Origin of the sequence: Alkaliphilus oremlandii OhILAs, assembly GCF_000018325.1 — a bacterium.
GTDB lineage: Bacteria > Bacillota > Clostridia > Peptostreptococcales > Natronincolaceae > Alkaliphilus_B > Alkaliphilus_B oremlandii.
The window spans coordinates 1,789,274-1,806,211 of the sequence record NC_009922.1; the positions used below are offsets into that span (position 1 = coordinate 1,789,274).

Consider the following 16,938-nt stretch of genomic DNA (forward strand, 5'->3'; position numbering starts at 1 on the left):
GAAATATTCTTATGGGTTATAAAAAATACTTTTCTATATATTTTTCAAATCTTAATTTTAAGGAAGTGATATTATGGCATTTGTGGCTGGGTATGAATTTATTATTCAAAATGACCTGGGTATACTTTTTAATTTCTATTTAAACGAAAAAAAATGCATCGAATACATCGCATCGGATAAAAAAGGCATATGGAAGGATAAGAACGTGGTTCTCGAAGAACCCGCAAATAATTTCTGTGTAGAAGTCCACGGTACTACCCTACACCTGCTTAGTTTTCATGAAAATGGAGCCCTATATTACAGTAAATTTGAGGATGGGCTTTGGCAAAGTCATTTAATTGCAGAATATCCAGTGACACGCCAGAAGGTCCTATACCCTACACTGAAACTGATCGATCATCAAATCCACATATTTTACTATTTAATCGATACAGAACATAAAAGAAAAGCCTATTTATTGCATATGCACTTTCACAATAACAAATATCACAATAATCACGTTACTACAATATCTTCTAATTCCTATTTCAATAGCTTTAAAGTATTCCCTACAAAGGATTCTATTTTTATATTGTATAGTTCTCTGGTCCATGAATTCGAGCAGATATTCATTTCAAAACTTAATTTACATAGTGGAAAGTGGAACAACCCAATATGTATCACAGAATCTAAAGATAAAAAAATATATATCGATGGCTTATTGGACCATGATCATAAATTCCATATCCTATGGAGTAAGTATGATGATGAGTATTTGGTAGTTCAGTATCTAAACTTAAGTCTAGATACATTGAGTGGAGATTTGGATGCTCCAAAGCCAATCTCTTTGTCTTCAAAATCTAGCTGTTCCTTTCCAACCTTAGTTTATTACCAGAAAGCGTTGTGGGCTATTTGGGTGGAGATGAACAAGATCATATCCAGCTACACCTTGGATAATGGACGAACTTGGTCTAAATATTTTATCCATGAAGATACCAGAAAGTTTGATTTTAAACGTTATCGATATAGTTCCAGTAAAAAACAAGAAGAAAATCATATTCTATGTGACTTCGTCTTTGGTAGTTTATATCCCGATATACAGTTTTTAGGCTTTGGAGGTGAAACTCGTGATGACATACCGACAGATCAATAGCACATTCATACCGAAATCCTCAGATATCCCTCAAGTTTTAGATTCCGCAGTCACTTTAGAAGATAATCTAGCCTTGATTGAAGAAAATGATGCTCTAATATCTAAAGTAAAAACCTACGAAAGTAAAATAAATGAATTAGAAGAAATGATTAATTCAAAAGACGAAAAAATCAACGCTTATAGTTCCGTGATTACTGCCTTGGAAGAGGAAATTAAAGAATTGAAAGAAGCTGAAAGTCAAAACGATTTTTTAAATGTGGATGTATTGAATGTTGAACTTTTAAAACTAAAAGAGCAAAATCTTCAGCTACAAACTGAACTTACCTCTCAGAAGGAGCATGCACAGTTGCTGCATATCTTAATGCTAGTACTGGTGATCGTATAGTTAAAAAACATTAAATAAAAACTGAAATATAGCCATTCCTTATAGAGCATGGCTATATTTCAGTTTTTTATTTCAACACTTGAACTTTTATTTTTTATATATTATGAATTGTTTTTTCTCAACCAATTGATTGAATCTAAGATATCCTTCTCTTTATAAAGACTTTGATTTTTATTCATATACTTGCAAATAGCGACTACCATCTTGTCATTTTCAGGTAAACCTTTGCTTAAGAGACCTTTCAAAATGAATAAAATTTTTTCGATATATGGATCATCATATAGATGCTCTTTTTCTACAAGGAGGGTAATAAAGTTATATTGAGCAGTATGAATGTTTTTATCTTCTTTTACATACATCGCTATCCGTTTTTCATCTTTATTTAAAATACTATAGATTTCTATAGCTTCTTTTTTTGACTCCCATCGCTTGAGCATAAAATTTGTCGGTTCTGTTCTTGCTACAGGAAGGAAGTTTTGTACATCCTCCAGCATACACTTTTCTATTGTAAATAAGTTCAGATCTATTTGCTCATTCTTTAGTCCATCGATCTGGATGATATCGGTGGAATTCAGTCCATTGAACCCCATCTCTCTAAAGTGTTCAAATCCTAAATTAGACCCTTCAAGAACAACATCAATACTATAGCATTGATTTTTTCTTCCAACTGATTGTATAAAACCCATGATGTATTTTGTATTCCTATGATTTTGGTATTCTTTATATAAGTAAAAACCAAAAATATAAACGTATTTTCCATAGGGAGCATCTTCCTCATTAATGGTCATTCCCACATATCCCACGATATTTGCACCATCTAGAATGAGGTAAAAGTGGTCCGTATCATATAAACTCTGTTGATTGTAATACAAAATAATTTTATCTAGCTCCTCCGGTAGCTTTTTTTTATATAAGTTCAGCGGTATTATCATTATTTTATCTTTTATATCCTTCTTTATCGTATTCAATTCGATTTCGTCTAAATCCACCAATATTTTCTCTAGGGGTTTTCTGATCTTCTCTTCTATATAATTTCTATCGATTCGTTTCTTACCGCTACTTTCTTCTATCATCATGGATACATATCTCTGCATATCTAGTTTATGTAAGATGGATTCACTTTTTAAAATTTCATAAGCCTCGTCATTGATTGTAACTTCTATGTTTTTTGCCATATAATTTCCCTCCCCTAGTACATCATATTTTAAGGATTAGGAGATTATTACAGTAGGGGATTGGATTTTTCACCAACAAAAAAACATGAGAATTTCTTTAAAGAATATTCCCATGTCTCTATAGAGCTTTAGTCTATCATATTTTTATGTATATACTCACTAGTTATTAGAGCGAGCATCGCTCCATAGCCCACGTTAAATCTAATTTCATCTCCCACTTTGTATTCTCTGTCACAATGAGTAATATCAATGATGAGATGGTCACTACTAGCACCGAGAACATCGATGTTTTTATCTACAGGCTCAATGGAAGCACCTGCTGTATCCTGTCTTCCAACTGCTAAAATCGCCCTTTTCATGATACCTTTATCTTCAAATACTGGAATATTCCAAAAAGCATCTCTGCCGATTGTGCCGATTGGATGAGACGGTTTATCTTTAATTTCTATTATTTCTGCCACCAGTTGGAATACATCATGATGTGTATTTTCAATAAGTTCTCCATATGCTGCTTCCCGCCCTAGTAACAATGTTTCTCCTAAGCGTAAATTATTAATTTTTTTAGGAATCCGATCTTGTTCTAGTAAATGGAAGGAGCTAGAGTTTCCGCCACTGATAATTTCCAGTTTTGTATCTAAGACTTTCTCGATCTTTTCTCCGTACTCAACTAATTTACCTAAATTTGTTTCGTCAGGTATTACACCACCGTAGCAAGTTAAGTTTGTTCCGACGCCGATTACCTTAATATTTTGTAATTTTTTCATTTTTAGCAATGCATCTTCAAGTTCAACTTCGTCAAAAAAACCTTCTCTTAAATCACCTAAGTCTACCATAATAATGATCTTATGGATTTTTCCAAGTTTTTCAGCAGCATTGTTTAGTGCAACGATGGTCTCTAACTCTGAATTTAAACTGATATCTGCATATGCTACTGTTTCTTCTACTTGACTGGTCATAGGAAGTCTCAGCATTATTTTTTCTATGGATATATCCTTTAGTTTTTTTAGGTTTTCTATTCTTGAATCTGCTAAATACCTTGCGCCACCATCTACATATGCCTGTGCAATTTCTGAAATACCTGAAAATCCTTTTGTTACCGCCGCAACTTCTATCCCTTTTTCTTTACATAGATCGGTAATGATCTTTGTATTATGTTTAAGTTTACTTAAATGAATATCTATTCTTGGATTCATACAACTTCCTCCTAATCTATACCCATACTCTGCTTCATTAAATTCAAAGCAGCTTCTGGATATTTCTTCGAGAGAACTCCTAAGGATGCCATAATATAATGATGATCAATGACTACTTCAACTTCTTCCTTCGGTAATAGAAGCTGACCGCTATGTTTTCTAACAGCTTCTCGAATGATTTCTACGCCATCTGGTAGTCTCGTCAGTGCTCCACCAGTACCAATAATGTACTGAATATTCGAAAGATCCTTACCTTCTGCAATGGTAATTTTGCCACCAGGTCCATATAGATTTCTTAGCCTTCCTGCATGTCTTTCTAAGGCAACTATTACAGCCTCTAAAGTTAATCTTTCAACAAACTGGATCTCTTCTTCCGTTCTAGGTATTGGCTTTTTATTTTTTAAGAGGTTTTCTATATCGAATCCAAGTTCGGCAGATAATTTCTCTATACCAATGATCCCTACAATATTTTCCATATTGACATAGACCCCTAGGTCTCCTTCAACGGTTCTCTTGGCCATAGGCTCTGGACTGACCAATATTCTATTGATTTCTTCGCTACCTTCTGTAACAGAGTGTAAGTCCGTCGTTGCACCACCCACATCGAAGGTTATAGAATCACCAAAGTTATCCCTAAATAGGATGGATGCCTCCATTACAGAACCTGGCGTCGGAATGATCGGTCCCTTCACCATTTCTCTAACCTTCTGCATTCCCGGTGCATGAATAATATGCTCTTCAAACACATCCTGTATGGCCTTTCTGGTAGGTTCAATATTCAACTGATCAATCTTAGGATATACGTTATCCACAATATATAGTTTGTTTTTTCTACCTTCAAAGATTTCTCTTATTTCATCTTGGTTTTCAATATTCCCTGCATAGATCACTGGAACATCTAGATCTAGATCTGCAATTAACTCTGCATTATAAATCGCGGTATCTCTTTCACCATAATCTACACCGCCAGCAATCAAAATAATGTTGGGATTGATATCTTTAACTTTCTTTAAATCCGTTCTTTTCAGTTTACCGCCAGTGACTAAATGTATATTTGCTCCTGCACCTAAAGCGGCTTCCTTTGCTGCACGAACGGTCATATCATATACAAGTCCATGAACCGTCATTTTAAGTCCACCTGCTGCACTGCTGGTCGCTAGCATATCATCATATTCAATATTGTCTACATTCAGACTTTTTTTCAAGTCTTCTATGGCTTCCTGAAGGCCAATATTTACATCTCCTTCGAGTACAGATGTGGGAGCTTGTCCCTGCCCAATAAATTTAGGGCAAGGACTTAAAATATTTTCAAAAGCATTGACAACCGTAGTTGTGCTCCCAATTTCTGCGACTAAAACATTAATCTTCATTACTCATCTCGTTTCTTCGTTTTACCAGGAATGTAGCAACATGAATACCCTTTGTTCCTCTTCCAAATCCAGCATCTACACCTTGTTTTACCGCGATTTCTGGAGTAACCTGAGTACCTCCACATAAAATCATAATTCTATCACGAATACCTTTTTCTATACATAGCTCATGAATACGCTTCATGTTTTTATAATGGATCTCATCATGGCTGATGATTGTCGATGCTAAAATTGCATCTGCATTTAATTCAATGGCTGCATCTACTAATTTTTCAAGAGATACGGATGTTCCTAAATATTCACATTCGATACCATATTTTTCAATACCACCGTGTTTGATATCAATGATCTCTCTTAATCCTACAGAGTGCTCATCTTCGCCCACAGTACCTGCTACTATTTTTAAAGGTTTTTTTTCAATTTCAGCTCTTACTTCATCCTCAGACATAATCTCTGGCTCCGGAGGAATAACTAAAGCATCTGTATCGATTGTAAATGGTACTTTACCCTTTAACTCAATTCTTGTACCTTCCGCAGGATGCATCACTTCTCTATGAATTACCTCTACATCCTCAAGACCCATCTTTTTAGCCATTTCGATTGCAGCAAACTCTGCTACTCTCTTAGTAGTCGGCATGAATAGGTTCATCATAATGATGCCATCTCCAGCCCACTCAACCTCTGGTTTAATATTAGAAGTTTCCCTAAGTTCTTTTGTCTCTTCTAATCTTACATTAACATTATCTGTTTCATCTAATTCATCAATATAAATTATTTTTTCAGGTACTTCTAAAGTACTACCACCAATTAATTTTGCTGGATCACTTTTATCTCCACCATATTGCTCTACGTTATTATATCCAAAGTGGGCTGTAACAGGAGCAAAATAATCTGCATCTCTTTCATATACAGTCCCTGCGCCAACGCCACCATCCATTTTTCTAGCAATTCCATCGCCATTTCTTTCTGGGTATTGTCCAGAGTCTACGAAGAATCCTTCTTCAATAGCTTTAAAGAATCCACCAACCTCTAGAACTTCTTCCATGAAAAGAACGGATCTCTCTTTAATTTCTCTTACTTTCTCTCTTAAATATCCTTCATCCTTTAATTCAATCATATCCATTAGTCCATCCATACCAACTAGAGCCTGCTTTGCTGTATCAATGGCTTCCATGTTGTATATATGCCACGGAACATTTCTACCTTCATCCGGTGTGATTGTTGATTGGATATCTGCTCTTGTAAGTCTTGAAATTAAAAGGTTTAATACGTGGGTTACAGTCGCTTCTCTCGTAGAAGATTCCATATACTTTGTATTCATTTGTGCTCTCATTCTGTAATCTTTAAACGTCTCTCTTAGAGCAACAGCATATGGTAAGTCTAGCTTCAAGCAGTTTGCAGGAGGCGCTGTTGGCGGCACTGTTGATAAACAGATATTTCCTTTGTTCATTCCTACTTTTACAGAATACATAGAGTTGATTGCATGCTGTACCATCAGCTCTGGCATTACCTTCCAAGCTTCTCTTGCAGTAGCATTGGCATTGTGAGCACCGTCAATTTGTGCGATATCTGCCCAAACCATTAAGCTCTTCGCTTCAGCAGCATCTACAAAAGAACGGATCATATTTACATTTCTGTATAAAACGTTATATTGAGCATCTTGGTGCGCGCCGTTCACACCTTCTTCAGCGAACATAACCGCAATTTCAGGACCAGCAACACCACTGATATAGGAATGGTAATTGATTGGTCTACCTACTTCTTCTTCGATAAGGTCTAGAGCCTTTCTCTGAGCCCTCACTTGTTTTCTAGTGATTGGAATTCCTCCGATACCTTGAGGTGTACCTTCAACCAATCCATCGAAGTGACTTTGTCCAGCAGTTCTAATTACCATGATGTGGTCTGCACCATGCCAAGCAGCCATTCTCATTCTTCTGATATCATCTTCAAATCTTCCGGAAGCAATCTCAGTTGTGATCACATTATTTGGCTGAGGATCAATATCCCCAAAGTATTTTGCAGATGGCAATGGAATACTGTTTTTTAATGGTGTGGACATATCATTAAATGTAAACGGTCCCATTGGTAAATTTTCTTCTTTCTTTCTCCAAACCCATCCACGTCTTTTAGGCGTATACTGTTCTAAATCTTGCAATATATTTTTTACATCTAATTTCTTATTTGGTTGTAATTCCATTATTTAATCCCTCCTTTAAAAAGGCTTACTGCATCATCCCAGTACTTACCATCTATTAAAGCAAGTCCCGCTTCTCTAATATCTATATTCTTATCTGTTGCTACTTTATAAACAACGTGCCCTGCACCTTTACTCATTAATCCTCTATCGATCACACCTTCTACAATAGCTTTCGCCTCGATACTAGAGAACCCCATTCTTAAAAGAACAGCTCTTTCTATAGACGGTGTGGTGTTTTTTCTAGCAAGATCAATTAGCGGATCTACGATCTGCTCTGCTAATTGCCAAAATTTTTGCTCTAATTGTTCATCTGTTAAATCTGCTAAATGTGCACGACGCACTTGAAAATCGTCTGCTCTTTTCATTATTGTACCTCCAATTTATTTAATAGTTACACCCAGTTCTTTTAGTGTGTTTTCCACAAATTCTGCTGTAGATTTGCAATCCTCTACTAAAAATTGAACTTCTGCTTTTGTTACTTCTTTTGCATTATTGTTGTTGATGCAGTTTTTAATATAGGATGCTCTCAATTTATTCATATCTGCATCTACAGCCTTGATCATTGATGGATGAGAAGGAAGAATGATATTTTCTCCTTGAACCTCGTTTTGTGGATCTCCGAATACGATTTGGATCCCGTTGTCTCTAGCAAAAGATAACTGTGGCTGGATATGTTTACCTGCACCTGTATACTCTGTTTCTTGAACGATGATGATTTCATCTTCTTTCAGCTCTTGAGCCAAGCTAAAGGCAGCCGCTAAAGAAGTGTTTCCTGCTGGTCCTCTTTCAAGTCCTTCTAACTGAGCCAAAGCCTCTGTCATATAGAATACTTCCCCTTGATTCACTGTAACGTATCGATCCATATATCGAAGAGGTCTTGCTGCAGATCGAGGAACGTCGGATCGATCTGGCCATGTAGAGAACGGCATTCCAAATCCAGTATGTCCAGTTGTAAAGGACTTTTTATTAAATAAGGTGTCGCTGGCCATATGAAGACCTTTTAAGTTTACACTTGCACCGATAATTTGCGTATTTGTTGCTCCCGCTTTGATTACACCTCTGGCTGTACCAGTTAAGTTTCCGCCCCCTGCATTTGTACAAACAATAGCAGCCGGATCTTTTCCTTCCTTCTGTCTTACTTGCTCTATTAACTCGTACCCTAATGTTTCAACACCAGCGATTCCGAATGGACTATATAAAGAGGCATTAAAATATCCTGTTTCTTCTAAGAGCTTTAAGAAGGTATAGAAAAGTTCTGGTCCTACAGTAAGCTGAACTACTTCAGCACCATAAGCTTCACATTTTCTAGCCTTTTCTATGATTTCAGGTTGTCCAACACCTTTGCTATCGTAGCACTCTTGGACAATGATACATTTTAATCCCTGCATAGCAGCTTGACTTGCAACAGCAGAACCGTAGTTTCCACTTGTAGCAGCTATTACACCTTTGTATCCAAGCTTCTTCGCATGATACACTGCATTCGCTGCTCTTCTTGCTTTAAAACTTCCAGATGGATTTGAAGCTTCATCTTTAATAAAGATTCTAGCGCCGTATCCTTCCGGTGCAAATTTTCTTGCTAAAGCAGTTAGGTTTTTGAGCTCTAGTAGTGGTGTGTTTCCTACCCCTGTGCTCCCTTGTATCTCTGTCATTTCTTCTAGGGTATACCCTGTTTCTTTCATCATTCTTTCATAATCAAATGCGATACCATCTAGTTCAAAATCATTATAGTCAATACCAATGGATTTTTTCATGATTTCACTACGTCTTGATAGGACGGCATCATAGCTCATATCTTTATTCATTGGCTTCACCTCCCCAAAGGATATCTTTTAGTTGAATGCCGATTTCTAAAATTTCCGGAATAAATTTTCCAAAATCATGGTCATAGTGATGGTTTACTTCTATTAAAGTACCTTTCACATGGCGCTTTGTAATCGTTTCAATTTCAACAATACTACCAATTTCAGCATCTTCCATTAAGTATCCCTTTGTCCACATTTCCAAAGGCACTTTTTTAGTGTCTTCCGGTAAGTTTGCAGCTCTTTGACTAGGTTCTAATACGATATCATGTATTCTTACCCAACTTCCTTTTTTAACCAAACTAAAAACCTCCTAACAGCATCTATATTATTCACTTACTATCTCTCGATTAATTCTCTCATATCTCCCATGATTGCTCTTGGAACAGGTAGGTCGATCATTGTTTTAAGTCCTGCTCTAGCATTAATTACATGAGGGATCATATTTACGCACATTGCAATTGTTCCTAACCCACCTTCAACCTCAGGTTTAATGGACATATTTACTTCTGGAGTTCCTTTAATGGTGATGTAGTCTCCAGTAAATGTTCCTTCCATCTCAGGCTCAATTTGTTGTGGATGAATCATATCAATTTTTACTTCACCATTTACAAAACCTTGTCCTGTCATGTTTACGCCCGCTACATTACCAGCTGCAGCAAAACCATGCGGTGATTTTCTATCAACAGAAGTAACGATTGGTGCCATTTGTGTCTTGATCTTTTCAACTGGCCATCCAATAGCATCTCCGATCATTCGAATGGATTCTGCAAAACCAACGTGTCCTGCTAAGCTTCCATCCTCTACACCTTTATTAAATTCTTCTACAGTGATACCAACACCTTGCTCTTCCATAACAGCAGGACCAAATGGAGAAAGAGAGTTTACTCTTTTTGCTTCAATATGCTCAACATCTAACATACAACCTGTCAGTGTAACTACTAAAAGGTCCATGATTAGACCTGGATTAATTCCAGTACCTAGAACGGATACACCATTTTCTTTAGCAATTCGATCTAATTCCTTAGCAAGCTCTGGCTCCTGTGCTTGAGGATAGGACATTTCTTCTGCTGTAGAAATAACATTGATTTTATTTTCTAACATAAATTTAATTTTATCAAAAGCTTTTCTAGTGAAAGAATCTGTAGCAAGTAAAGCAATATCTGCCTTTGTATTTTTTACAATGTCTTCAATACTTGGATTGATGATTACAGCAGGTTTGCCTTCGCTATCAGCGCCAAGAATATCGTACATATTCTTTCCCACTCTGCTTTCTGCCATATCGCATACGCCTACAATCTCAACACCTTTTTTATTTAATAGCATTTTAGCCATTCCGCTACCCATTGCACCAAAGCCCCAAATGATTACTTTAATATTTTCCACGTGAATCCCTCCATTTAAATTATTATCAAGATATTATAATGCAAAATCCATGCCAATTAATATTGCTTCTAAAATTCTTTGTTTCGCAGATTGTAGCCAATTAAATCCTCGCTAGAATGTCTTATAAGCTTAAAAACGCAAATTTTATTGCAGACTATGCAAAAAATTTTGCGTTTTATTGTAAAAATCCTCTATCGGCTTTGGTATATTTTTTGTATTTTATTCATATAGCTTAAACTTTTCACAAAGATTTTTAACCATGGAAGAGACTTCGTCTATTCTCTCTGGATGGTCGATGATTGTACCGATGATTTCTGCAATTGTTACCATATCATCTTCCTTCATACCTCTTGTTGTAACTGCAGGCGTACCAATGCGAATGCCACTGGTCACGAATGGACTTTCAGGGTCATACGGTATTGTATTTTTATTTACAGTAACACCGACTTCGTCTAATAGTTTTTCAGCATCTTTCCCTGTAATATTTTTATTTCTTAGGTCTAATAATAGCAAGTGGTTGTCTGTTCCACCAGAAACTAAGTTAAAACCTCTGCTTTTTAATTCCTCCCCCAGCTTAGCCGCATTTTTAATTACTTGTTCTTGGTAAGCTTTAAATTCTGGGGATAAAGCTTCTTTAAAGGAAACAGCCTTTGCAGCAATCACATGCATCAGCGGTCCACCTTGAAGACCAGGGAAAATTGCTTTGTCAATCATTTTCGCATATTTCTCTTTGCATAAGATCGCTCCGCCTCTAGGTCCTCTCAATGTTTTATGTGTAGTTGTCGTAACGAAATCCGCATAATCACAAGGATTTTCATGTAATCCAGCAGCAACAAGACCTGCAATATGAGCCATGTCCACCATTAAATATGCACCAACTTCATCTGCGATTTCTCTAAACTTTTTAAAATCAATTTTTCTTGGGAAAGCACTTGCACCTGCTACGATGAGCTTTGGCTTAATCTCATTTGCAATTCTTCTTACTTCCTCGTAATTGATGAGATGGGTTTCCTTATCAACACCATAATCGACAAAATTATAATATGTACCAGAAATATTTACTGGACTACCGTGAGTTAAATGTCCACCATGGGATAAGTTCATACCTAAAACAGTATCTCCTGGCTTTAATATCGCAAAGTATACCCCAATATTTGCATTGGCTCCTGAATGAGGCTGTACATTGGCATGTTCTGCATTAAATAACTTTTTTAATCGATCTCTCGCTAAATCTTCCGCAACATCTACTTCTTCACAGCCTCCGTAATATCTTTTTCCTGGATATCCTTCAGCGTACTTATTAGTTAATTGACTTCCCATGGCTTCCATTACTGCTTCTGTAACAAAGTTTTCAGATGCTATCAGTTCTATATTCCCTCGCTGTCTTTTTGTTTCTTTTTGTATTACCTCATAAATTTCCGGATCAGCAATCTTTAGCGTATCAAAGTTCATAAGTCAATCAATCTCCTTTCGATTGTGAAATTTTCTTAATTTCATTTATATTATAACTATTTTAAATATATTTTACAACATATCCAATTGTTATATTTTCCTTGTCTATTTCATATATTATCCAAATTCCAATTAAATTAACACCATTTATAAATTTTCTAACTATATTGTAATGTTTTTAGCTTTGAGCCAAGGGATATTTTAAAATATTAAGTCAAATTATAGGACTCTATGTCTATGATATTCATCTTACATTTATACCTCTAATTTGATATAATAATGTTCTTGGAGGTGATCGCATGAGTTCATTTAATCGTAAAAAAACATTAATTATGGCACTATATGCAGGTGAGATCATGCTTAAAAATGGTGCCGAAACCTATAGGGTTGAAGATACAATAATTAGATTATGTAAATCTAGAAATTTTCATTATGTGGAGGTTTACGTTACTCCTACAGGTATTTTTGCCTCTGCAGATACTAAAGGAGACTCTCAGGATGAAATTGTAACTTATATTAAACGAATAAAATCTAGAGGCATTAATTTAAATAAAGTAGCGGAGGTAAACAGCTTCTCAAGGCAATTTGTTGAAAGTGATATGCCTTTAGATGAAGCTCTATCTAAACTAAAAGAAATCGATAGTTTAAAACCTTATCCCAAGCATGTTGATGCCTTACTAGGTGGAGGTCTGTCGGGTGCTTTTTTTGCATTGCTATTCGGAGGAAATATTCACGCTTTCTTTGGTGCCTTTATCGCTGCCAGTATCGTAAGCTATCTTTTGTCCAATCTAGCACAAACCGAGTTTCCACCTTTTCTATCCAATATTTTCGGTGGTGCTACCGCAGCTTTCATGGCAATCGCATTATCTTACATTAGCCCTTTAATCAATGTAGATATCGTAATCACAGGGGCTATTATGGTCATGGTTCCTGGGGTTGCTATTACAAATGCAGTAAGAGACTCTATCGCTGGTGATCTGGTATCCGGGCTGGCTCGTGCAGCGGAGGCAGTAATTATTGCTACCTCTATTGCTGTAGGTGTGGGTTTTGTTTTAAAACTTTGGCAAATTCTATTAGGAGGTCATTTATTATGGAATATATAACAAATTTTTTCTATGCCTATATTTCCACCATAGGATTCGCTATCTTATTCAACGCTCCTAAATCCACCTTTATTAAATCTGGATTTGCTGGCGGATTAGGATGGGTCATTTATATCTTTACTAAAAATATATCGGCATCTATTCTTGGTGCTACATTTGTTGCTTCTTTAATCATTGCGATTATCGGGGAGATTTTTGCAATTATAGACAAAAACCCCATTACCGTATATATTATTCCTGGCATCATTCCCTTAGTTCCTGGCTTCGCCCTTTATAATACTATGCGCTCCATTGTAGCAAGACGGTTTGATTTAGCTGCCAACCACGGGGCAGAGGCTCTTTTAATATCCATATCCATCGCTGGGGCTTTAGTCATCGTCCTTTCCATAAACTCATATAGAAGACATCATTCTCGAATGAAGCAATAGAAACAAGGGTATATCACGTATACCCTTGTTTAAAATCTGCTCAACTTTTTCGAATGAAGCAATTTAGTCAATGTTCAATCCCATAAATAAAGTATCATAGAATCTATCGTTGATTTTAAACTCTCTCGTGATTGTTCCTTCTATTTTAAAGCCTAATTTCTCATAGACATGAATTGCAGACTGGTTATCTGTTCTAACCCGTAAATTTACTTTTTTAATGATTTTTGAGTCATGGCACCACTGGATTAAATATTTTATAAGCTCTGTACCGATACTCTTTCCCCAGTAGTCTTTTAAAACACTGACACCAAATTCTCCAGTATGCATTGTTCTAGGTCTTATTCCGGCAGAAAAATTTAAGTTTCCAATGATTTCACCTTCATGCTCTGCCACTAAAAATAAAGCATTCTTTTGTTTTGACGTAGATTCAATAAATTGTTCCTGTTGTTGAAGATTTAAATTAAATTCGCCTTTTCCAAAGGTTAAAAAATCCGACTCACAACTTATCTGATCTAAATATTTAAGCATCTTCTTTGCATCGTTGACATTAGCTTCTCTAATTATGATCCTACTATAATCTTTTAGTCTTATTTCTTTCATCCTGCTACCCTATTATTTTAGTATTGATAGAAAGCTTTGTAAGCTTTATATGTCATATAAAGATCTACCTTACTGATTAATTCAATAGGTGCATGCATGCTTAACATTGGTGTTCCGCAATCTACGACTTCAGCGCCTCTATTGGCTAATATGTATGCAATTGTACCGCCGCCGCCTTGGTCAACCTTTCCAAGCTCTCCAATCTGCCAGGTTACATCATGATTGTTGAAGATATCTCTAATTTCAGCTAGAAACTCAGCGTTGGCATCGTTGCAGCCACCTTTTCCTCTTGCACCAGTATATTTTGTAAGTGTAACACCTTTACTGATGAATGCTGCATTTCGTCTATCTAAAACCTCTGGGAAGTTTGGATCAAATCCAGCCATTACATCGCCAGATAATACTTTAGAGCTACTCATTGCTCTACGTAGGTCTAAGTAGGTTGTTTTTCCTTCTAAAGCAAGTAGTTCTGCAACTACATCTTCAAAGAACATGGATTCTGCACCTGTATTCCCCATGCTGCCAACTTCCTCTTTATCTACAAATAATCCAACAATTGTGTCTTTCGGGGCAGATGTCTCTAAAACAGCTTGGTATGCTGCAAAGGAACAAACGCGATCATCATGTCCGTGAGCTGCGATCATACTGCGATCTAGCCCTACATCTCTGGCCTTTCCTGCTGGCACAATCTCTATCTCTGCTACTGTAAAGTCTTCCTCTACAATGCCGTACTTTTCATTCAATAGGTTTAGCACATTTAGCTTTACCTTTTCATCGATCCCCTCGCCACTGTAAGGGATATTTCCAATAATAACATTCAGACCTTCTCCTGTAATTCCTTCGTCCATCTTTTTCGCCATTTGATCCTTTGCTAAATGCGGCAATAAATCAGAAATATAAAGTACAGGTTCATTCTCTTCTTCTCCAATGTTGATAGAAACCTTCTCACCATTCTTCTTGAAGATTACACCGTGCAGTGCAAGTGGTATGGCAACCCATTGGTATTTTTTTACGCCACCATAGTAATGGGTTTTTAATAATGCTAAACCGCCATCTTCGTATAAAGGAAAGGCTTTTAAATCCAATCGAGGAGCATCTAAATGACTTCCCACGATTCGCATACCTTTATGGATTCCTTCCTTCCCTACGACGAATAAGGCAACACTTTTGTTTTTATTTTCAGCATAGATTTTATCCCCAGCCTTAATATTTCCCTTACGGATTGCCTCCTTTAAAGAAATAAATCCTTGTCCTATTGCATTTTTTACGATTTCATCCACACATTCTCGTTCTGTCTTTCCCATATCCATAAAATGTTTGTAGCTTTCTCCAAATTCAAAGACCCGCTCTAACTCTCCAGGCTTCAACTGCTCCCAAGCATTGTTAAATTTTTTAACGAGTTGATCTTGTAATTCCTTTTCTAAACTTTTTTCTGCCATATAATTCACCTCTGTTTATTATTAAGAAATATTAGAAAATTTCCGCTTAATTTTATGATACGCTCCCTATGCTATATTGTCAAGAATTGGATAAGTTTCACTCTATAGCTTTGATCCTCCTATGTATCGATAGATAGAATCTACCAGAATAAAACATGAATACAGTTCTCACCTCAGCATAAAAATTAATTATAAAAAAATTCCTTCTTAATCGTTATTAAGAAGGAATACAGTAATTTATATATCTTACATTAAGGTTTTTAATTGAGCAATAGAGTCCCTATCTTTTTTCAATATTTCTCCTGCAATATCTCGTGATTTATCGTCTAAATTGCCTCTTAAAACCTTTTCTGCCATATTAACGCCTTTCGTTTCTCCATTTATAGCTTTTTCTATAATTTCAAATGCATCGCTTTTCATACCTAAATCCATATTCAGTTTCATGTCTGCCATTTTACCTTTCATCCCTAAGTTCTCCTGTGGCTTTCCTCCCATATTCTGAATATGACTTGATAATATTTCAATGTTGTCCCTATGCTGTTTTTGTATATCCTGAAAAGATTTTTTTATATGATCTTCTTCTACTCTGTCTATAAAGGTATTAAAGCTTTCTATCGCCATATACTCTCCTTGCAAAAGTTCATTAAGAGCTTTGATTGTATCAGTATCTGTAACCATCTTGGTTGACCTCCTTCATTATAGAATTTTCTTTTGATATTATTAGAATTCCATTAAATTAAATATTCATACATATAAAAATAGACGTTTCTTCTGTTACGAAGAACGTCTATCAATTATAACCATATACTCAACTATAATGAATACTTAATTTGTAAATTCTATTCGTGTGAAATTCCTGTAATTATAGGGATAAATTGTTGATTTTGTTTAAATGAATTTTCTTTTAATCGAATGATACCATAGCTAATAGCCGTCAATACAAGACCAAATATACCTGCACCAACCTCTTTATTTTGAACAATGTCTATTTTATCTAAAATCATACTCCCCAGAATTACTCCCAAAATCAAAGTAATTAGAGGTATTACATATGCAATGAATGCAGCGGCTAACACATTCTGATGCTCCATATCTATTTCGACACGATCACCAACTTTAGCTTTTATACGATTAATCGCTTCCACTTCCATCTTCATATTATCTTCACCCCATCTGCAACCTTTACAATCTCCACATGCAGACTGTTTTTGAAGAGATACTTTCGCCCGTTCTCCATCTATTGATATAATGACTCCACATTGTCTCATAGAATATACTC

General features: G+C 36.0%; 17 protein-coding genes. 4 read left to right on the forward strand and 13 right to left on the reverse strand.

All coding sequences use genetic code 11. The features are described from left to right. Window positions 1–73 precede the first annotated feature (73 nt). Both CLOS_RS08680 and CLOS_RS08685 read left to right on the forward strand, forming a co-directional pair. The gene (locus tag CLOS_RS08680) at window positions 74–1,132 is read left to right on the forward strand and encodes a hypothetical protein (RefSeq protein ID WP_012159542.1); all 1,059 of its coding nucleotides are present in this window, start codon (window positions 74–76) and stop codon (window positions 1,130–1,132) included. Next, entirely contained in the window at window positions 1,110–1,517 is a 408-nt protein-coding gene (locus tag CLOS_RS08685) for a hypothetical protein (RefSeq protein WP_012159543.1), read from the forward strand. Before CLOS_RS08680 ends, CLOS_RS08685 begins: the two co-directional genes overlap by 23 nt. A 101-nt stretch (window positions 1,518–1,618) precedes the next feature. Here the strand turns inward: CLOS_RS08685 and CLOS_RS08690 are convergent, their stop codons facing one another. The 9 genes from CLOS_RS08690 to CLOS_RS08730 form a co-directional block, all read right to left on the reverse strand. Further along, complete coding sequence (locus tag CLOS_RS08690; RefSeq protein ID WP_012159544.1) at window positions 1,619–2,692, reverse strand: GNAT family N-acetyltransferase; 1,074 nt, start codon at window positions 2,690–2,692, stop codon at window positions 1,619–1,621. A gap of 128 nt (window positions 2,693–2,820) precedes the next feature. Next, window positions 2,821–3,885, reverse strand: a complete 1,065-nt coding sequence (gene orr, locus CLOS_RS08695; protein ID WP_012159545.1) for an ornithine racemase Orr — start codon at window positions 3,883–3,885, stop codon at window positions 2,821–2,823. Between the two features lie 11 nt (window positions 3,886–3,896). Further along, window positions 3,897–5,255 carry a GlmL-related ornithine degradation protein gene (locus tag CLOS_RS08700; protein WP_012159546.1) on the reverse strand — a complete coding sequence of 453 codons (1,359 nt, stop codon included), beginning with the start codon at window positions 5,253–5,255 and terminating at the stop codon, window positions 3,897–3,899. After that, window positions 5,245–7,452, reverse strand: a complete 2,208-nt coding sequence (oraE, locus tag CLOS_RS08705) for a D-ornithine 4,5-aminomutase subunit OraE (RefSeq protein WP_012159547.1) — start codon at window positions 7,450–7,452, stop codon at window positions 5,245–5,247. The genes CLOS_RS08700 and oraE overlap by 11 nt, the downstream gene beginning before the upstream one ends. Further along, window positions 7,452–7,817 carry an ornithine aminomutase subunit alpha gene (locus tag CLOS_RS08710; protein ID WP_012159548.1) on the reverse strand — a complete coding sequence of 122 codons (366 nt, stop codon included), beginning with the start codon at window positions 7,815–7,817 and terminating at the stop codon, window positions 7,452–7,454. The genes oraE and CLOS_RS08710 overlap by 1 nt, the downstream gene beginning before the upstream one ends. 15 nt (window positions 7,818–7,832) lie before the next feature. Continuing rightward, the gene (ortB, locus tag CLOS_RS08715) at window positions 7,833–9,254 is read right to left on the reverse strand and encodes a 2-amino-4-oxopentanoate thiolase subunit OrtB (protein WP_012159549.1); all 1,422 of its coding nucleotides are present in this window, start codon (window positions 9,252–9,254) and stop codon (window positions 7,833–7,835) included. After that, window positions 9,247–9,552 carry a 2-amino-4-oxopentanoate thiolase subunit OrtA gene (gene ortA / locus CLOS_RS08720; RefSeq protein ID WP_012159550.1) on the reverse strand — a complete coding sequence of 102 codons (306 nt, stop codon included), beginning with the start codon at window positions 9,550–9,552 and terminating at the stop codon, window positions 9,247–9,249. The genes ortB and ortA overlap by 8 nt, the downstream gene beginning before the upstream one ends. 38 nt (window positions 9,553–9,590) lie before the next feature. After that, complete coding sequence (gene ord, locus CLOS_RS08725; protein ID WP_012159551.1) at window positions 9,591–10,637, reverse strand: 2,4-diaminopentanoate dehydrogenase; 1,047 nt, start codon at window positions 10,635–10,637, stop codon at window positions 9,591–9,593. Between the two features lie 219 nt (window positions 10,638–10,856). Next, window positions 10,857–12,089: a serine hydroxymethyltransferase gene (locus tag CLOS_RS08730; RefSeq protein WP_012159552.1), complete on the reverse strand. Its 1,233-nt coding sequence runs from the start codon at window positions 12,087–12,089 to the stop codon at window positions 10,857–10,859. A 299-nt stretch (window positions 12,090–12,388) separates the two neighbouring features. On the opposite strand from CLOS_RS08730, the gene CLOS_RS08735 reads away from it, so the two are divergent. Both CLOS_RS08735 and CLOS_RS08740 read left to right on the forward strand, forming a co-directional pair. Beyond that, the gene (locus CLOS_RS08735; protein ID WP_012159553.1) at window positions 12,389–13,192 is read left to right on the forward strand and encodes a threonine/serine exporter family protein; all 804 of its coding nucleotides are present in this window, start codon (window positions 12,389–12,391) and stop codon (window positions 13,190–13,192) included. Then, complete coding sequence (locus CLOS_RS08740; protein WP_012159554.1) at window positions 13,180–13,620, forward strand: threonine/serine exporter family protein; 441 nt, start codon at window positions 13,180–13,182, stop codon at window positions 13,618–13,620. Before CLOS_RS08735 ends, CLOS_RS08740 begins: the two co-directional genes overlap by 13 nt. A gap of 63 nt (window positions 13,621–13,683) precedes the next feature. On the opposite strand, the gene CLOS_RS08745 is transcribed toward CLOS_RS08740, so the two are convergent. The 4 genes from CLOS_RS08745 to CLOS_RS08760 form a co-directional block, all read right to left on the reverse strand. After that, window positions 13,684–14,220: a GNAT family N-acetyltransferase gene (locus CLOS_RS08745; protein WP_012159555.1), complete on the reverse strand. Its 537-nt coding sequence runs from the start codon at window positions 14,218–14,220 to the stop codon at window positions 13,684–13,686. 17 nt (window positions 14,221–14,237) lie between these two features. Further along, window positions 14,238–15,659, reverse strand: coding sequence for an aminopeptidase (locus tag CLOS_RS08750; RefSeq protein WP_012159556.1), 1,422 nt, complete (start codon window positions 15,657–15,659; stop codon window positions 14,238–14,240). Between the two features lie 246 nt (window positions 15,660–15,905). Further along, on the reverse strand, window positions 15,906–16,337 hold the full coding sequence (locus tag CLOS_RS08755) for a ferritin-like domain-containing protein (protein ID WP_012159557.1): 432 nt from the start codon (window positions 16,335–16,337) through the stop codon (window positions 15,906–15,908). A 161-nt stretch (window positions 16,338–16,498) separates the two neighbouring features. After that, complete coding sequence (locus CLOS_RS08760; protein WP_012159558.1) at window positions 16,499–16,927, reverse strand: SoxR reducing system RseC family protein; 429 nt, start codon at window positions 16,925–16,927, stop codon at window positions 16,499–16,501. Window positions 16,928–16,938 lie beyond the last annotated feature (11 nt).